A 15,718-nucleotide genomic window follows, 5' to 3' on the forward strand; every position below is an offset into this window, starting at 1 on the left:
CGCTTGGCTGTCTTGATATTGGCCAGGGCGCCCCGGAGATCATCCGGGGCGCCCCGGGGTCCGACAAGGAGTTGCAAAGTTGGTGGCTAATCACGTTTACACCGCGGCCGCATTAGCGGCCGCATTCTTTCTGGCCCCGGCGAACGCCCAGGCATCGCCGCAGGCTGCGCTGCCATCCGCTGAGGTCACTACTGCGGTCGACGACGTGGTCGCCCGGTACGAGTTGCCGGGCATCGCCGTAGGCGTCGTCGTTGACGGCAAGGTCCGGCACTGGGAAGTACGCGGCGAGACGGCTGCGGGAAGTGGCGAGCGCGTGGGCCGCGATACGCTGTTCAAGGTTGCGTCAAACACCAAGGCGATGACAGCGGCTTTGCTCGCGCGCCAGGTCGATGCCGGCCTGCTGGCCTGGGACGACCCGGTGGTGAAGCACCTGCCCGGGTTCCGGATGTACGAGGACTGGGTTACCAGGGAAATGCAGGTGCGCGACCTGTTGATCCACAACAGCGGCATGGGGCCGGGCGCCGGCGACCTGATGCTGTGGCCCGAGCCGAACCATTTCACCCGCGACGACGTGATTGCAGGGCTGGAATACCTCAAGCCGCGCTGGAGCTTCCGCTCCCGCTATGCCTACGACAACACGCTCTACATCGTCGCCGGCGAAGTCGCCGCCGCCGTGGGTGGAGCTCCGTATGACGTGCTGTTGCGGCGCGAAGTCTTCGAGCCGCTGGGAATGGACGGCTGCCGGATCGGCGAGTGGCGGATCTCGGAGGCGGGCAGCGTAGCCTCGCCACACGTAAAGCGCCAGGGGCAGTGGATAGCGAGGCAGGACGGCGAAGTCGTGGCGGACATGCCGATGGCGGCGGCCGGCGGGGTGCGTTGCAGTCTGGACAGCATGCTGCGGTGGACGCAGACGTGGCTGGCCGAAGAGGGCGATACACCGCATTCCGGGTGGCTTTCAAAGAAGCAGCGCGAGGCAGTCTGGACGCCTCACATGCCGATGCCGCTCACATCGCGCATGCGCGAATGGAACAAGAGCCACTTCTACGCTTATGGCTACGGCTGGCGCCTGAGCGACGTGGACGGCACTGCCAAGGTGGCCCACACCGGCACGCTTTCGGGCATGTATTCCGCGGTGACCCTGCTGCCGGAGTTGGGCACGGGCTTCGTGATCCTGATCAACGGTGAGGCGGGAGAGGCGCGCACGGTGCTGGAACAGGTCCTGACCAAGCACTTCACTGCGCCTGGGCAAAACCGCACCGTCGCTTACTACGCGGAGGATCTGGCCCGCGAAAGGGCGGCTCCTGAATCGAGTGCCGCCAGACAATCGTCGGGAGCCCCGGTCGCAGATGCGAGAGCTTCTGCGCCTCGGTCTATCGCGTCTTCCAGCGAGCTGGCGCCCTGGCTCGGCGAGTACCGCGACCCCTGGTTTGGCGACGTCTCGATCTGCCCGTCAGACTCCGGAGCGCGATTCGAGTCGGCCAATTCACCGCGCCTTTCAGGACCGGTATTCAATGCAGCAGGGCGTTTCCTGGTCGATTTCGAGGCCCTGGAGTCGGATGCGGATGCCTGGCTGGATTTTGCGAACGATTCGCCTGACGGAAAGAAGCAACTCACGATGGCGAAGGTCGATCCCGACGCGGACTTCAGCTACGACTATGAGGACCTGCATTTCCGGCGCACGGGTGAGTGTGCAAGTCAATGAGTTTTGCCGCCCCCAACCCGACCCGGACTGACCCCCTACGCTCAACCCGGAGACCCGGATGTTGCGAACTGACCCTGCCAGGAAGCCTCTGTCGTTTCCCCTGCTGGGAGGGTTCTTCATTGCCATCCTCCTCGGTGCCTGCGCGATGACCCCGGCTGGCGGCGAACTTTCGGCCGAAGCGGCAGACGAAGCAGATTCTGCGGTGGTGACAAAGAAGATCGACCAGCTGATGAACCGCTATGCCGGCAGCGGTCCGGGGGCGTCGCTGCTGGTTGTGCGCGCTGGCAAGCCGGCGATCCGTCGATCCTATGGGATGGCAGACGTCGAGAAAGCGGTGCCTGTCACGCCGGCGACGAATTTCCGGCTGGCCTCCGTCAGCAAGCAGTTCACCGCCGCGGCGATTCTTCTCCTGGTCGAGGATGGGCGCCTGACGCTGGAGGATCGGGTTGGCAAGTGGCTGCCGGAGCTGCCCGCCGCGACTGCGGCGATCACGATTCGCCACCTGCTGACTCATGTCTCCGGCCTGATCGACTACGAGGATGAAATGTCCGCCGAGCTGGACCGCCAGGTCCACGATGCCGACGTCCTGCAGATCCTGGCCGAGCTGGATCGGACCTACTTTCCGCCGGGTAGCGATTTCCGCTACAGCAACAGTGCATACGCGCTTCTGGCGCTGATCGTTGAGCGCATCTCCGGTGAGGAATACCCCGCGTTCCTGGAGAACAGGATTTTCCGACCTCTGGGAATGAGCACTACGCTGGCCTTCGTGGACGGCGGGCCGGGGGTCGAGAATCGCGCCTACGGCTACAGCCGGAAAGACGGCATCTGGGTGCGGACTGACCAAAGCCCGACCAGCGCAGTCCTGGGTGACGGCGGAATCTACTCATCCATCGACGACCTGGCCAAGTGGAACGCCGCGCTCGGCGACGACCGTTTGTTGTCTGACGAGTCACGCGACCTGGCGTTCACCGCGGCCGTGTCGACCAACGATCCGGGAGTCGACTACGGTCTTGGCTGGTACGTCGGCAAAGACCGGGTATGGCATTCGGGCGAGACGATCGGCTTCCGCAATGTACTCGTGCGATACCCGAAGCAGGGTCTGGCGGTGGTCATCCTGAGCAACCGCAACGACCCCGAACCGATGGCAACCGCCCTGGCCATCTCGGCCCTGTTTCAGCAATAGGCAATTGGCAGCACCCGCACGGCCGCATTCGCCGGACGTACGGAAGTTGAGGGCATGAAAAAAGCGGCCACCTCGGCCGCTTTCTCCATCACACGGCCCGGCTGTGGCAGCCGGGCCGGCAAAAAGTGTGCGTCAGGCGGCCTTCTTGGCCAGGTCGCGCAACACGTAGTGCAGGATGCCACCATTGCGGTAGTACTCGACTTCCTTGGGCGTGAGCAACAACACGTCCACCTCGAAGCGCTTCTCGCTGCCGTCGGCCCTGGTCGCGAGCACCGTGGCGGTCTTGGACGCGCCGTCGTTCAAGCCGGTCACGCTGATCATCTCCGAGCCGTCCAGACCGTGCGCCACTGCGCTTTCACCCGCCTTGAACTGCAGCGGGAGCACGCCCATGCCGACCAGGTTGGAACGGTGGATGCGCTCGAAGCTTTCGGCGATGACTGCCTTGACACCCAGCAGGATCGTGCCCTTGGCCGCCCAGTCGCGCGACGAGCCGGTGCCGTATTCCTTGCCGGCAAACACCACCAGTGGCACGCCTTCGGCCTTGTACTTCATGGCCGCGTCGTAGATGTCCATCTGCGTGCCGTTGCCGTCCTTGTCGAAGTGCCTGGTGAAGCCGCCTTCCACGTTGTCCAGCATCTGATTGCGGATGCGGATGTTGGCGAATGTGCCGCGCACCATCACGTCGTCATTGCCGCGGCGTGAGCCGTAGCTGTTGAAGTCGGGTGGCTGCACGCCGCGCGACTCCAGGAACCGGCCCGCGGGCGAGTCCGCCTTGATGGCACCCGCCGGCGAGATGTGGTCGGTCGTGATCGAGTCACCAAACAGCCCCATGATCCGCGCACCGCGGATGTCGTCGATCGACGCAACCTCCATCGTCATGCCATCGAAGTAGGGCGGGTTCTTGATGTAGGTGGAGCCCTCGTCCCAGGCGAAGGATTCGCCGTCGGGCGACTCGATCTCGTTCCAGCGGGCATCGCCCTTGAACACGTCGGCGTAGTTCTGTGCAAACAACTCCGGCCCAACGGTGGCAGCGATCGTGTCGCTGATTTCCTTGTTCGTAGGCCAGATGTCACGCAGATAGACGTCGTTGCCGTCCTGGTCCTTGCCGAGCGAATCGTTGGCCAGATCGATGTCGATCGTGCCGGCGATGGCGTAGGCGACCACCAGCGGCGGGGAAGCGAGATAGTTCATCTTCACTTCGGCGTGGATGCGGCCCTCGAAGTTGCGGTTGCCCGACAGCACCGCCGCGACGGCCAGATCGTTCTCGGCGATGCCGCGCGAGACCTCTTCCGCCAACGGACCGGAGTTGCCGATGCAGGTCGTGCAGCCGTAGCCGACGATGTAGAAGTTGAGCTTCTCCAGGTCGGTCAGCAGCCCCGCTTTTTCGAGGTAGTCGGTCACCACGCGCGAGCCTGGGCCGATGGAGGTCTTCACCCAGGGTGCGGACTTCAGGCCCTTCGCGGCGGCCTTGCGGGCCACCAGGCCGGCACCGATCATCACCGCCGGGTTGGAGGTGTTGGTGCAGGAGGTGATCGCCGCAATCACCAGCGAACCATCGGTCAGCTCGTGTTTTTCGTCGTGCAGGCTGATAGTGGAGATCGGCTTGGCGGCCAGTCGTTCGGCCTGCGGCTGCGCGCCTCCTTCTTCCTTCATTTCGATGACCGCGCATCCGACGCCGCGGTTACTGGTGAAGCCCTTGACGTTGGTGCGGAAGTTTTCCTGCATGTCGCTCAGCAACACCCGGTCCTGCGGCCGCTTCGGGCCCGCGAGCGAGGGCTGAACCTGACTCATGTCCAGTGTCAGCGTCGCGGAATATTTGGCGTCGGGCTGGCCAGGCTCATGCCACATGCCCTGGGCCTTGGCATACGCCTCCACCAGCGCGATCTGCTCTTCGCTGCGACCGGAAAGTCGCAGGTACTTCACCGCTTCAGCGTCCACCGGGAAGATGCCGCAGGTCGCGCCGTACTCGGGCGACATGTTGCCGATGGTGGCGCGATCGGCCAGCGGAAGGTGCTGCAGGCCCTCGCCGAAGAATTCGACGAACTTGCCGACCACGCCGTACTTGCGCAGCATCTCGGTCACGGTGAGCACCAGATCGGTGGCGGTCGCGCCCTCGGGCAACTGGCCGGTCAGCTTCATGCCGACCACCTGGGGAATGAGCATCGAAGAGGGCTGGCCGAGCATGGCGGCCTCCGCCTCGATGCCGCCCACGCCCCAGCCGAGCACGCCGATGCCGTTGATCATCGTGGTGTGGCTGTCGGTGCCGAAGACCGTGTCGGGATAGGCGAACAGCTTGCCGTCGATCTCGCGCTCCATCACTACGCGGGCGAGCTTTTCCAAGTTGACCTGGTGGACGATGCCGGTGTTGGGCGGGACGACCTTGAAGTTCTCCAGCGCCTTCTGGCCCCAGCGCAGGAAGCCATAGCGCTCCTTGTTGCGCTCGAACTCGATCCGCCCGTTGATGTCCAGCGCGTCGGATCGACCGTAGACATCCACCTGTACCGAGTGGTCGATCACCAGCTCGGAAGGGATCTGCGGATTGATCTGGTTCGGCCTGCCGCCCAGCCGGGTGACCGCATCGCGCATCGCGGCGAAGTCGACCACGCATGGCACGCCGGTGAAGTCCTGCAGGACGACGCGGGCGGGCATGAAGGCGATCTCGCGCGCGGACTCGGCATTCGGATCCCAATTGGCCACCGCCTCGATGTGCTCGGTGCCAACCGTCATGCCGCCATCCTCGTGGCGCAACAGGTTCTCCAGCAGGACCTTCATCGAATAGGGGAGTCGGGCGATGTCGAACTTTTCGCCCAGCTTGCGGAGGCTGAAATAGTTGTATTGCTTGCCGTTGGCCTCGAGGCGGTCGAGCGTTGAGAACGAGTCGGTCGTCATGGGGGGAGCTCCTTGTTGCGGATGGCGTGCGGGACAGGGCTGGGGCGGCCCGTCTCCTTGCGATGTTGTTGGCAGCTGGTACGGGGGCAGTGGCGAACAGCGACAGATTGCGGGATCCACCCACGAGGGGACCCAGCTTACAAGGCCAGGCGTGTTGATCGCGTCATCACGTTGGTGAACGCGGCGCCGATTCCACTGGCGCTCGCCTCTACCTGGACTGGACAGAGTATGCCTGAAAAAGTATGTATTATGAAGACATACTCCTATTTGCGGACCTTATGGACGTTACCGTTGCAGAGCGCGGCCAGATCACTTTGCCCAAAGCTGTGCGTGACGCGCTGGGGTTGAGCAAGGGCACGCTGCTGAAAGTGGAACTCGAGGGCAGCCGCATCATCCTGAGCAAGAGCGTCGACGACGCGCTGTCACGGGTTCGTGGCAAGTTCGAGGTGGACAGGGTCGAACCGGACGACAGCAAACCGGGCTCATCGCGCGACAGTGGACAGCGGCGATGATCGCGGTCGACGCGCCGGTCGTTGTTGAGCTTCTCAGCGATGGACCACAGGCCGATGCGGTCGAATCGTGTCTCCGCCAGGCGCTTGTCGCCGGTCGGGTCGTGATCTGCAGCGTAACGCTCGCGGAAATCTGTGCCTCGCTGCGCGGCGGGTCGCAGGTGCACGAGGCACTGGAAGAAATGGGCCTGCATTTCAGTCCGCTGGAGGCCAAGTCCGCGCTGCGTGCTGGTGAGATGCAACGCCGGCACCGCGAGCGCAGCGGCGCATCGGAACGATTGGCCAACTTCTTGGTGGGAGCCCATGCGCTGCTCCAGTGCGACGCGCTCATCACCTGGAACGACTCGTTCTATCGGGATTATTTCAAGGGTCTCAAGCTGATCGTCCCGCGCCCCTGATCGCGGATCCAGACTCGCCCCGCAGGGGTGCCTTGTGATCGTGGTTCAGCCGCCCAGATGCGCGTTCACTGCCGCAGCGAGATCGCGCCTGCGCAGAATGAAATCGAGGAATCCACCGCCCGACTGACGCCACAGCACCGCCGAGCGGATCGCCGACAGCAGCACGGCGCGCACCTCGGCGACCACCGCCGGCTGCCCGAGATAGTGCGGGTTGCCCTGCACCAGCACGCGCGGTCGCAGGTTGCTCAGCGTTTTCGAGTAAAGCCCGCCAAGCGCGGCGAGCACTTCGGGATGGGCGACGCCCAGCTCATCGGCCTTGTCCTTCTGCGCGAGGATGCCTTCCTGCACTTCGCTGACCATGTCCATGTCGGCAACGAAGCGGCGCTCCAGCTGGGTGACGGACAGGGCCAGCCGCGGCAGCTGCGCGTCCTTTGTGGTCCCACCGAAGTAGTCCCGCAGCAACAACAGCCCCGGCCTCAACGCCGCCGCACCGCCATAGACATCGGCCACGGACGCGGCGTCGATCTGGAAGACCGAGCTGAGCATGGTTTCCAGCACCGAAGCCTCCGCCTGCCCGGTATCGGCAATGCGCCTTACCTGCGCCAGGGCCTGGGCGAGCCCGGCAAGCGCCAACACGCGGTCGGACATCGGGTTGAAGCGGGTGCTGGGCGATGGAATGGCGGTGGATCCAATGTCGGTCATTCGGAGGCGGTTCTCAGGCGTTGTTCGAGGGGAGCATCGGTGCGGGCGATCACCGCGCCGCCCAGGCATACGGACCCGTCATAGAGGACCAGCGATTGCCCGGGAGTCACTGCACGCTGGGGGTTGGCGAAGCGCACTTCAAGGCAGCCATCATCGCCGACGATGACTTCGCAGGCCTCATCGGCCTGCCGGTAGCGCGTCTGCGCGGTGCACTGGAATCGATCTGCCGGTGGGTCGCCACCGATCCAGTGCGCCTGTTCGGACCATAACAGGCCGGATTTCAGCCATGGCGTATCACTGCCCTGTTCCACATAGAGCACGTTGTCGGCCACATCCTTGCCGACGACGTACCAGGGCTGGGAGCCAAAGCCGCGTACGCCGCCGATATTGAGTCCCTCGCGCTGTCCCAGGGTGAAATAGAACACACCCGGGTGGGTGCCTATAACCTGTCCGTCCGGTGTGCGCATCTCGCCGCTGCGGGCGGGAAGGTACTGGCCGAGGAAGCTGCGGAAATCGCGTTCACCGATGAAGCAGATCCCCGTGGAATCCTTCTTCGCAGCCGTCGGCAGTCCCGCATCCTGCGCCATCCGGCGAATGGCCGGCTTGTGCAGGCCCCCCAGCGGAAACTTCGTCGCCGCGAGCTGTTCCTGGCCCAACTGGTGGAGGAAGTAGGTCTGGTCCTTGTCGCGATCGACCCCCCGCAACAGGCGGTGCCTGCCGTGGTGGTAATCAACGCGGGCGTAGTGCCCCGTCGCCATGAATTCCGCACCCAGCTCGCGGGCTGAGTCCAGGAAGTGCTTGAACTTGATTTCCCGGTTGCACAGCACATCCGGATTCGGCGTACGGCCGGCCGCGTATTCGGCAAGGAAGTGAGCGAACACACCATCCCAGTACTCGCCGGAAAAATCACGGAAATGGATCGGGATGCCAAGCCGGCCGCAGACCGCCACCGCATCGCGTCGGTCCTCGTCGGCGCGGCAGTCGCCGCTGCCATCGTCCGCCCAGTTCTGCATGAACAGACCGGCGATGGGCTCGCCTGCGTCCCGCAGCAACATCGCGGCGACCGAGGAGTCGACACCACCGGACATGCCGACAACCGTGCGCGGTGCGCCTGCGCCGCCCGTCAATGGTCCAGTCGGGATCACGCCTGCTGCAACAGCGCGAGGGGATGCCGCTGCCCGGCGAGGTAGTCGGCGACCGTCCGCCACACCAGCGGACTGCGATGACGATCGGCGGCCTGTTCCAGTTCCTCCGGGGTCATCCAGAGCGCCCGGGCGATGCCGTCGTCGAGGGTGCGCGACGGATCTTCGCCAAGCGCGTCACCGACAAATGCAAAGCGCAGGTAGTAGCGCGCCTTGTCGCCGGGCTCCAGCGGCGGTGCGCTCCACTGGTAGGCACCGATAAATGCAGTCAGACGGATGTCCCAGCGCGTTTCTTCGCGGGCTTCCCGCACCGCGGCCTCCTGCAGGCTCTCGTCTGGCTCCAGGTGTCCGGCAGGCTGGTTCAGCACCAACCGCCCCTTGGAGGTCTCCTCGACGATCAGCAGCCGCCCGTCGTGCTCGACGACGGTCGCCACGGTCACGTCCGGTTGCCAGAAGCGGCCTTCACGGTAGCTCATTCAGAACTCATCGGAGCCGGGGCTCAACTCGGTTTCCATGGCGTCCGCGGTGGTGACGGCGGCGGCAATGGCGTCCTTCAGTTCCGTGGTACTCGCATCTGCAGCGATCTTCACCACGAACATCGCGATGTCGCCCTGTTTCACCCAGCTGCCAAGGACGGAGTCGTGGGAGTCTTCCAGCAGGCGCACGGAGACTGGCGCGGGAAACCGGCCGCCATCGACACGGTAGGCGGGCGACCAGATTTCCCGGATCCTGTGCGATCCGAACTCGTGCACAGGGCTGCGCACGTACGCCAGCTGGGTGCGGTCGTCTTCCATTTCCAGGACCAGCTTGAAATCACCGTCGTCGTCGACGTCGTGGTCGTAGCCAAGCTCGTCGAGCTGCCTGCCGATCGAGACCTCGACCGCGGGCGCTTCCACGGCGGCAGACCGGGTGGATCCGACGGTTGCGTACTGCGCCGAAGCACTTGTGCTGGCCATGAGCATGGCGACCCCGAGGGCGCCAACGGCGCTGTGATTCAGTTTCATGGATGCGGCCCCTGATTAAAACGTCAATTCTGAGGCAGTGCCTGAAGCGCGTCCATAAGGGGCGGCAAAGCGTCGATCCGGCCATCTATAATGCGCGCATGCCAAGACAGACTGAAACCGAGCACCACCACGGCACCGTTGCCGAGGCGGGCAGGCCCGAGCTGGCCCCGCCGCCGATGTACTCCGTGCTGCTGCTCAACGATGACTACACCCCGATGGACTTCGTGGTGGAGGTACTGACGCGCTTTTTCCCTATGACCGCGGAGAATGCCACCCAGATCATGCTTCACGTGCATACCCGTGGTCGCGGGGTATGCGGGGTTTTCACGCGCGACGTGGCCGAATCCAAGGTAGCGCAGGTCAACGAGTTCTCCAGACTGAACCAACACCCGTTGCTATGTACGATGGAAAGGGCCTGAAGCGTCGGCGGCGTGGAAATCGGTGCCGGCACCCCCATCTTGGGATGCAGTAGTTACCGGAGGCACACGCCCCATGTTCAGTAAAGATCTCGAGTTCAGCATCGGCCAGTGCTACAAGCGCGCCCGTGAGGCACGCCACGAGTACATGACGGTCGAGCACCTGTTGCTGGCCCTGCTAGACAACCCCTCGGCCGAATCGGTCCTGAAGGCCTGCGACGCGGACGACCACCGCCTGCGCAGCGACCTGGAAGAAGCGATTGCCACGTCGGTCTCGGTACTTCCCGATGACCTCGACCGCGACACCCAGCCCACCCTGGGCTTCCAGCGCGTGCTGCAACGCGCTGTCTACCACGTGCAGTCCTCCGGCAAGAAGGAGGTCACCGGCGCCAACGTGCTGGTGGCGATCTTCGGCGAGAAGGATTCGCACGCCGTCTACTTCCTCAACCAGCAGGACATCGCCCGCCTGGATGTGGTGAATTACCTGTCCCACGGCATTGCGCGCCACGGGGATGGCGAAGACAGCCAGCCCACCGATGGCGAAGCGCGCCCGGCGGAGGCCGAAGGCGAGGGCAAGGCCGATGCGCTGTCGGAGTTTGCCGTTGACCTCAACCAGCTGGCCCGCGACGGCAAGATCGATCCGCTGGTCGGCCGCGGCGAGGAAGTCGAGCGCACGATCCAGGTGCTCTGCCGCCGCCGCAAGAACAACCCGCTGTACGTGGGTGAAGCCGGCGTGGGCAAGACCGCCATCGCTGAAGGCCTGGCCAAGCGTATCGTGGACGGCGAAGTCCCCGAGGTGCTGGCCGACGCCATCATCTACGCGCTGGACCTGGGCGCGCTGGTGGCCGGAACCAAGTACCGCGGCGACTTCGAGAAGCGCCTGAAAGCGGTGCTGGCGCAGATGAAGAAGATTCCCGAGGCGATCCTGTTTATTGATGAGATCCACACCATCATCGGTGCGGGCTCGGCGTCGGGCGGCACCATGGATGCCAGCAACCTGATCAAGCCGGCGCTGTCTTCAGGCGACCTGCGTTGCATCGGCTCGACCACGTTCCAGGAATACCGCGGCATCTTCGAGAAGGACCGCGCCCTGGCACGCCGCTTCCAGAAGATCGATATCGTCGAGCCGACCCCGGGCGAGACCGTCGAGATCCTGCAGGGGCTCAAGCCGCGCTACGAGACCCACCACGGCGTCACCTACAACGACGACGCGCTGCAGGCGGCGGTGGACCTGTCGGTCAAGCACATCGGGGACAGGTTGCTGCCGGACAAGGCGATCGACGTGATAGACGAGGCGGGTGCACGCCAGCGCCTGCTGCCCGAGGGCCAGCGCAAATCGCAGATCGATGTCGACGAGATCGAGACGATCGTGGCCAAGATGGCCCGGATTCCGGCGCGGCAGGTATCGGCCACCGACAAGGACGTGCTGCGCAACCTGGAGCGCAACCTGAAGATGGTGATCTTTGGCCAGGATCCGGCCATCGACTCGCTCACTTCCGCGATCAAGCTGTCGCGTTCCGGCCTGGGCAATCCCGACAAGCCGATCGGCAACTTCCTGTTCGCCGGCCCGACCGGCGTGGGCAAGACCGAGGTGACCCGTCAGCTGGCGCTGCAGCTGGGCATCGAACTGGTGCGCTTCGACATGTCCGAGTACATGGAGCCGCATTCGGTGTCGCGCCTGATCGGTGCGCCTCCGGGGTACGTGGGTTTCGACCAGGGCGGCCTGCTGACCGAAAAGATCGTCAAGACGCCGCACTGCGTGCTGCTGCTGGACGAGGTGGAGAAGGCGCATCCGGACATCTTCAACATCCTGCTGCAGGTCATGGACCGCGGGGCGCTGACCGACACCAACGGCCGCGAGGCGAACTTCCGCAACGTGATCCTGGTGATGACCACCAACGCCGGTGCCGCCATGGCGTCGCGACGGACGATCGGCTTTACCCGCCAGGACCACAGCACCGACGCGATGGAAGCCATCCGCAAGGCCTTCAGTCCGGAATTCCGCAACCGCCTGGACGCGGTGGTGCAGTTCGATGCACTGGGCTTCGAGCACATCCTGCGCGTGGTGGACAAGTTCCTGATCGAGCTGGAAGCACAGCTGCAGGAGAAGGGCGTCACGCTGTCAACCACGCCGGAGGCGCGCGAGTGGCTGGCCCAGCACGGCTTCGATCCGCAGATGGGCGCAAGGCCGATGGCGCGCGTGATCCAGGACAGGATCAAGCGCCCGCTCGCCGACGAGCTGCTGTTCGGCAAGCTGATGAACGGCGGCCGCGTCAGCGTGGAGGTCAAGGACGACGAGCTGGTGATCGACTCGTGGCCCGAGCCGGAGAAGTTGCTGCCTGCCTCGGTGGAGTAGGGGACTGCCGTCCGGGTCGCGCCGTCGTGGCCGACCCGGCATTCCGGTTCGGAGTCACAAAAAAGGCGGCCACTGGCCGCCTTTTTCTTGTGCTGTACCCGCCGCGATTACTTGTTGCGGTAGGTGATGCGCCCCTTGGTGAGGTCGTACGGGGTCATCTCCACTTTTACCTTGTCGCCGGTCAGGATGCGGATGTAGTTCTTGCGCATCCGGCCTGAAATGTGGGCGATGATCTCGTGCCCGTTTTCGAGGCGCACGCGGAACAGGGTGTTCGGAAGGGTTTCCGCCACCGTGCCCTCGAATTCGATCACGTCGTCTTTTGCCATGTGTTTCCTGTATCACTCAAATGGCGGCGCAACAATGCGGCCGCGAAGCCCGGCATTCTGACACGATCAGGCCGACCACGCAAAACCGGCACGTGTTTTCTGTTCACGTGCCGCGTCCGATTGGGCCGGCCGCCCCGGTGGTAACAACGGGCTCGTCCGCGAGGCAGGATGCGGGGAGTCGACCGAAGCGTTCGCTCCAGGTGCCGGGCTCACCCGCCTCGCCAGCCAGCGCGCCGGCAATATCCAGAAAGCGATCGCGCGGCCACGACATGGCGCCCAGCGACATGAGGTGCGCATTCTCAACCTGCGCATCGATCAGCGGCCAGCCTCGCAGGTCCAGATGATGGGCCAGCGCGGCCAGTGCGATCTTGGATCCTCCGGGCGCGGCGCTGAACATGCTCTCCCCGAAGAACATCCTGCCGATGGCCACGCCGTACAGCCCGCCAACGAGAATCACGCCATCCCAGACCTCGATGGAATGCGCGTACCCCAGTTCATGCAGCCCGTCGTATGCCTCGCACATCGCGCGGGTGATCCAGGTGCCGGGTTGGCCCGCACGTGGGGTTTGCGCGCAGTTGTCGATGACCTGCCGGAACGCGGTATCGGCGGTGACCGTCCAGTCGGATCGTCGCAGATCGCGGCGGAATCGGCGGGAGAGATGGACGCCATTCGTACGGAAAACCGTGCGTGGGTCGGGCGACCACCACAACAGCGGCTGCCCTTCGGAGTACCAGGGGAAGATTCCGCTGGAATAGGCGGTCAGCAGCCGCGCTGGCGACAGGTCGCCGCCCATTGCCAACAAGCCGTCCGGGTCACGCAGGGCGGTCCTTGGATCAGGAAACGGAGCGACCGGATCGTCCGACAATTCAGGAAGATAGATCGGCATCGGCTGCCGGCCCGGGCTCGGCCTGCTTGAACGGGGAATGCGCGGACAGCGTGCGCGCGTAGCTGCGCACCGATTCGGTCTCTTGCCGGCACCAGGGCCGCAACGCATCGCGAAACACCGGCTCGGCAATCCAGTGGCGGCTATGCACGAACTCGGGCAGGAAACCACGTGCGAGCTTGTGCTCGCCCTGCGCGCCCGGCTCAAAGCGCGACAGGCCTTCGCGCAGGCAGTATTCGATGCCCTGGTAGTAGCAGGTCTCGAAGTGCAGGCCAGGCACGTCTTCGATCGAGCCCCAGTAGCGCCCGTACAGCGTGTCGTCGCCACGCAGGCACAGCGCACCCGCGATGGGTCGGCCGTCGCGCTCGGCGAAAAACAGGACCAGTGACCCGGGCATCGTCGCGGCGAGATGGTGCAGGAAGGGCAGCGTCAAGGCCGGGTGGTTGCCGTAGTCGGCGAATGTCTGCAGGTAGAAGCCATGGATCCGGCGCAGGTCTTCCGCCGTCGCGCTCGTGCCATCGACGATCCGGAAGCTCACCCCGGCGGCGGCAACGCGGGCGCGTTCCTGGCGGATATTCTTGCGACGCTTGTGGCTGAGCGCGCCCAGGAACCCGGCAAAGTCGTCCCAGTCGCCGTGGTTGCTCCAGTGGTACTGGACGTCGATGCGGGCCAGCCATTGGTTGCTGGTTACGGCGTCCTCGAATGCTCCCTGCTGGCCGGCCGGGTGGAAATTCACGTGCGCCGAAGAGTTGCCCATACGCGCCGCATCGTCGGCCATGGCATCGACCAGCGCACGCTCAAGCCCGGCATCGCCGCCGGCCAGCAGGCGCGAGCCGGTGACCGGGGAGTAGGGCACCGCGTAGAGATGCTTGGGGAAGTACGCCAGGCCTTGCGATGCGTAAGCGCGGGCCCAGGCGTGGTCGAACACGAACTCGCCGTGCGAGTTCTCCTTCAGGTAGCCGGGCGCGGCGGCGACCAACGCACCGTCGCGCCACAGGGTCAGGTGCCTGGGAGTCCACCCCCACTGCGCCTGGATGCAGCCGTGCCGCTCAAGTCCCGCAAGGAACGCATGCTGCACGAACGGATTGCTGCCGTCGTGCAAGCGATCCCACGCCGCGGGCTCGATCTCATCCAGGCTGGCGACGGTGCGAGCGAGCAGGGCGCTCATGGGCGATTGCCGGTCGTCAGCTTTCCAGGTCGAGGAAACGCTCGGCGTCCAGCGCGGCCATGCAACCGAAGCCGGCCGAGGTGATCGCCTGGCGGTAGACCTGGTCGGCCACATCGCCGGCTGCGAACACGCCGGGCACCGAGGTCTGGGTCGCGTTGCCGGCCAGGCCGGACTCGATCTGCAGGTAGCCGCTATTCATTTCCAGCTGGCCTTCGAACAACGAGGTGTTGGGGGTGTGGCCGATCGCCACGAAGAAGCCGTTGACCTCGATCTCGCGGACGCTCTGGTCATCCTTGGTCGAACGAAGGCGCATGCCCGTCACGCCCGAGTCATCGCCCAGGACCTCCTCGACCGCGTGATCCCAGATGAGTTCGATCTTGCCCGCCTGGGCCTTGGCGAACAGCTTGTCCTGCAGGATTTTCTCCGCACGCAGGGTGTCGCGGCGGTGCACCAGATAGACCTTGCGGGCGATGTTGGAGAGGTACAGTGCCTCCTCGACGGCCGTGTTGCCACCGCCGATGACCGCCACTTCCTGTTCCTTGTAGAAGAAGCCGTCGCACGTCGCGCAGGCGGACACGCCCTTGCCCATGTATTTGGTCTCTGATTCCAGTCCCAGGTACTTGGCGCTGGCGCCGGTGGCGATGACCAGCGCGTCGCAGGTGTACTCGCCGCTGTCGCCGATCAGGCGGAACGGGCGGCGCGACAGGTCGGCCGAGTGGATGTGGTCGAACACCACCTCGGTGTCGAAGCGCTCGGCGTGCGCCTGCATGCGCGACATCAGGTCGGGGCCCTGCAGGCCGTGGGCGTCGCCGGGCCAGTTGTCCACGTCAGTGGTGGTCATCAGCTGACCGCCCATCTGCATGCCCGTGATCAGCAGCGGTTTGAGGTTGGCGCGCGCGGCGTACACCGCGGAAGTCCAGCCCGCAGGGCCGGAGCCCAGGATGATGAGGCGGGCGTGTTTGTTTGGGGTCATGTCTATAATCGCAACGGTTGTCGGAGATGCGGCGGCAGCGTTGATGCAGCTGCCAGGATGCTACCTA

General features: G+C 64.8%; 15 protein-coding genes. 6 read left to right on the forward strand and 9 right to left on the reverse strand.

Annotated features, from left to right (window positions below):
• The first annotated feature begins 82 nt into the window (after window positions 1–82).
• Both INQ42_RS06345 and INQ42_RS06350 read left to right on the forward strand, forming a co-directional pair.
• Window positions 83–1,702, forward strand: a complete 1,620-nt coding sequence (locus tag INQ42_RS06345; protein ID WP_194035636.1) for a serine hydrolase domain-containing protein — start codon at window positions 83–85, stop codon at window positions 1,700–1,702.
• Between the two features lie 145 nt (window positions 1,703–1,847).
• On the forward strand, window positions 1,848–2,885 hold the full coding sequence (locus INQ42_RS06350) for a serine hydrolase domain-containing protein (RefSeq protein WP_194035637.1): 1,038 nt from the start codon (window positions 1,848–1,850) through the stop codon (window positions 2,883–2,885).
• A gap of 132 nt (window positions 2,886–3,017) precedes the next feature.
• Here the strand turns inward: INQ42_RS06350 and acnA are convergent, their stop codons facing one another.
• On the reverse strand, window positions 3,018–5,774 hold the full coding sequence (gene acnA / locus INQ42_RS06355) for an aconitate hydratase AcnA (RefSeq protein ID WP_194035638.1): 2,757 nt from the start codon (window positions 5,772–5,774) through the stop codon (window positions 3,018–3,020).
• 278 nt (window positions 5,775–6,052) lie between these two features.
• Between acnA and INQ42_RS06360 the strand changes: the two genes are divergently transcribed.
• Both INQ42_RS06360 and INQ42_RS06365 read left to right on the forward strand, forming a co-directional pair.
• Window positions 6,053–6,286 (forward strand): AbrB/MazE/SpoVT family DNA-binding domain-containing protein, encoded by a 234-nt coding sequence (locus INQ42_RS06360; RefSeq protein WP_194035639.1) that lies wholly within the window; start codon window positions 6,053–6,055, stop codon window positions 6,284–6,286.
• Window positions 6,283–6,681, forward strand: a complete 399-nt coding sequence (locus INQ42_RS06365) for a type II toxin-antitoxin system VapC family toxin (RefSeq protein ID WP_194035640.1) — start codon at window positions 6,283–6,285, stop codon at window positions 6,679–6,681. Before INQ42_RS06360 ends, INQ42_RS06365 begins: the two co-directional genes overlap by 4 nt.
• A gap of 45 nt (window positions 6,682–6,726) precedes the next feature.
• Here INQ42_RS06365 and hflD read toward each other — a convergent pair whose 3' ends face one another.
• Genes hflD through INQ42_RS06385 form a run of 4 tightly spaced genes read right to left on the reverse strand, consistent with a single transcriptional unit; the run spans window position 6,727 to window position 9,481 of the window.
• The gene (gene hflD, locus INQ42_RS06370) at window positions 6,727–7,329 is read right to left on the reverse strand and encodes a high frequency lysogenization protein HflD (protein WP_194035784.1); all 603 of its coding nucleotides are present in this window, start codon (window positions 7,327–7,329) and stop codon (window positions 6,727–6,729) included.
• A gap of 50 nt (window positions 7,330–7,379) precedes the next feature.
• On the reverse strand, window positions 7,380–8,471 hold the full coding sequence (mnmA, locus tag INQ42_RS06375; protein WP_248285392.1) for a tRNA 2-thiouridine(34) synthase MnmA: 1,092 nt from the start codon (window positions 8,469–8,471) through the stop codon (window positions 7,380–7,382).
• Between the two features lie 53 nt (window positions 8,472–8,524).
• A complete protein-coding gene (locus INQ42_RS06380; protein WP_194035642.1) occupies window positions 8,525–9,001 on the reverse strand; it encodes an NUDIX hydrolase in 477 nt (158 codons plus the stop codon).
• Window positions 9,002–9,481, reverse strand: a complete 480-nt coding sequence (locus INQ42_RS06385; protein WP_194035785.1) for a hypothetical protein — start codon at window positions 9,479–9,481, stop codon at window positions 9,002–9,004.
• A 146-nt stretch (window positions 9,482–9,627) separates the two neighbouring features.
• Here INQ42_RS06385 and clpS point away from each other — a divergent pair, with 146 nt between their 5' ends.
• Both clpS and clpA read left to right on the forward strand, forming a co-directional pair.
• On the forward strand, window positions 9,628–9,948 hold the full coding sequence (gene clpS, locus INQ42_RS06390) for an ATP-dependent Clp protease adapter ClpS (protein ID WP_194035643.1): 321 nt from the start codon (window positions 9,628–9,630) through the stop codon (window positions 9,946–9,948).
• Window positions 9,949–10,021: 73 nt separating this feature from the next.
• Complete coding sequence (gene clpA, locus INQ42_RS06395; RefSeq protein WP_194035644.1) at window positions 10,022–12,301, forward strand: ATP-dependent Clp protease ATP-binding subunit ClpA; 2,280 nt, start codon at window positions 10,022–10,024, stop codon at window positions 12,299–12,301.
• A 107-nt stretch (window positions 12,302–12,408) separates the two neighbouring features.
• Here the strand turns inward: clpA and infA are convergent, their stop codons facing one another.
• The 4 genes from infA to trxB all read right to left on the reverse strand — a co-directional run bounded on the left by infA (window position 12,409) and on the right by trxB (window position 15,651).
• Window positions 12,409–12,627, reverse strand: a complete 219-nt coding sequence (gene infA, locus INQ42_RS06400; RefSeq protein WP_036193457.1) for a translation initiation factor IF-1 — start codon at window positions 12,625–12,627, stop codon at window positions 12,409–12,411.
• Window positions 12,628–12,730: 103 nt separating this feature from the next.
• Window positions 12,731–13,513: a leucyl/phenylalanyl-tRNA--protein transferase gene (gene aat, locus INQ42_RS06405; protein ID WP_194035645.1), complete on the reverse strand. Its 783-nt coding sequence runs from the start codon at window positions 13,511–13,513 to the stop codon at window positions 12,731–12,733.
• The gene (locus INQ42_RS06410) at window positions 13,494–14,678 is read right to left on the reverse strand and encodes a GNAT family N-acetyltransferase (protein WP_194035646.1); all 1,185 of its coding nucleotides are present in this window, start codon (window positions 14,676–14,678) and stop codon (window positions 13,494–13,496) included. The genes aat and INQ42_RS06410 overlap by 20 nt, the downstream gene beginning before the upstream one ends.
• Before the next feature lie 16 nt (window positions 14,679–14,694).
• A complete protein-coding gene (gene trxB, locus INQ42_RS06415) occupies window positions 14,695–15,651 on the reverse strand; it encodes a thioredoxin-disulfide reductase (protein WP_194035648.1) in 957 nt (318 codons plus the stop codon).
• Window positions 15,652–15,718 lie beyond the last annotated feature (67 nt).

The organism is Lysobacter avium, from assembly GCF_015209745.1.
GTDB lineage: Bacteria > Pseudomonadota > Gammaproteobacteria > Xanthomonadales > Xanthomonadaceae > Novilysobacter > Novilysobacter avium.

Coding starts and splice junctions, on each gene's coding strand:
- INQ42_RS06350 (WP_194035637.1), top strand. CDS start 1,848: ATGACCCCGGCTGGCGGCGAACTTTCGGCCGAAGCGGCAGACGAAGCA.
- acnA (WP_194035638.1), bottom strand. CDS start 5,774: ATGACGACCGACTCGTTCTCAACGCTCGACCGCCTCGAGGCCAACGGC.
- INQ42_RS06360 (WP_194035639.1), top strand. CDS start 6,053: ATGGACGTTACCGTTGCAGAGCGCGGCCAGATCACTTTGCCCAAAGCT.
- INQ42_RS06365 (WP_194035640.1), top strand. CDS start 6,283: ATGATCGCGGTCGACGCGCCGGTCGTTGTTGAGCTTCTCAGCGATGGA.
- hflD (WP_194035784.1), bottom strand. CDS start 7,329: ATGTCCGACCGCGTGTTGGCGCTTGCCGGGCTCGCCCAGGCCCTGGCG.
- mnmA (WP_248285392.1), bottom strand. CDS start 8,471: ATGTCCGGTGGTGTCGACTCCTCGGTCGCCGCGATGTTGCTGCGGGAC.
- INQ42_RS06380 (WP_194035642.1), bottom strand. CDS start 9,001: ATGAGCTACCGTGAAGGCCGCTTCTGGCAACCGGACGTGACCGTGGCG.
- INQ42_RS06385 (WP_194035785.1), bottom strand. CDS start 9,481: ATGGCCAGCACAAGTGCTTCGGCGCAGTACGCAACCGTCGGATCCACC.
- clpS (WP_194035643.1), top strand. CDS start 9,628: ATGCCAAGACAGACTGAAACCGAGCACCACCACGGCACCGTTGCCGAG.
- clpA (WP_194035644.1), top strand. CDS start 10,022: ATGTTCAGTAAAGATCTCGAGTTCAGCATCGGCCAGTGCTACAAGCGC.
- infA (WP_036193457.1), bottom strand. CDS start 12,627: ATGGCAAAAGACGACGTGATCGAATTCGAGGGCACGGTGGCGGAAACC.
- aat (WP_194035645.1), bottom strand. CDS start 13,513: ATGCCGATCTATCTTCCTGAATTGTCGGACGATCCGGTCGCTCCGTTT.
- INQ42_RS06410 (WP_194035646.1), bottom strand. CDS start 14,678: ATGAGCGCCCTGCTCGCTCGCACCGTCGCCAGCCTGGATGAGATCGAG.
- trxB (WP_194035648.1), bottom strand. CDS start 15,651: ATGACCCCAAACAAACACGCCCGCCTCATCATCCTGGGCTCCGGCCCT.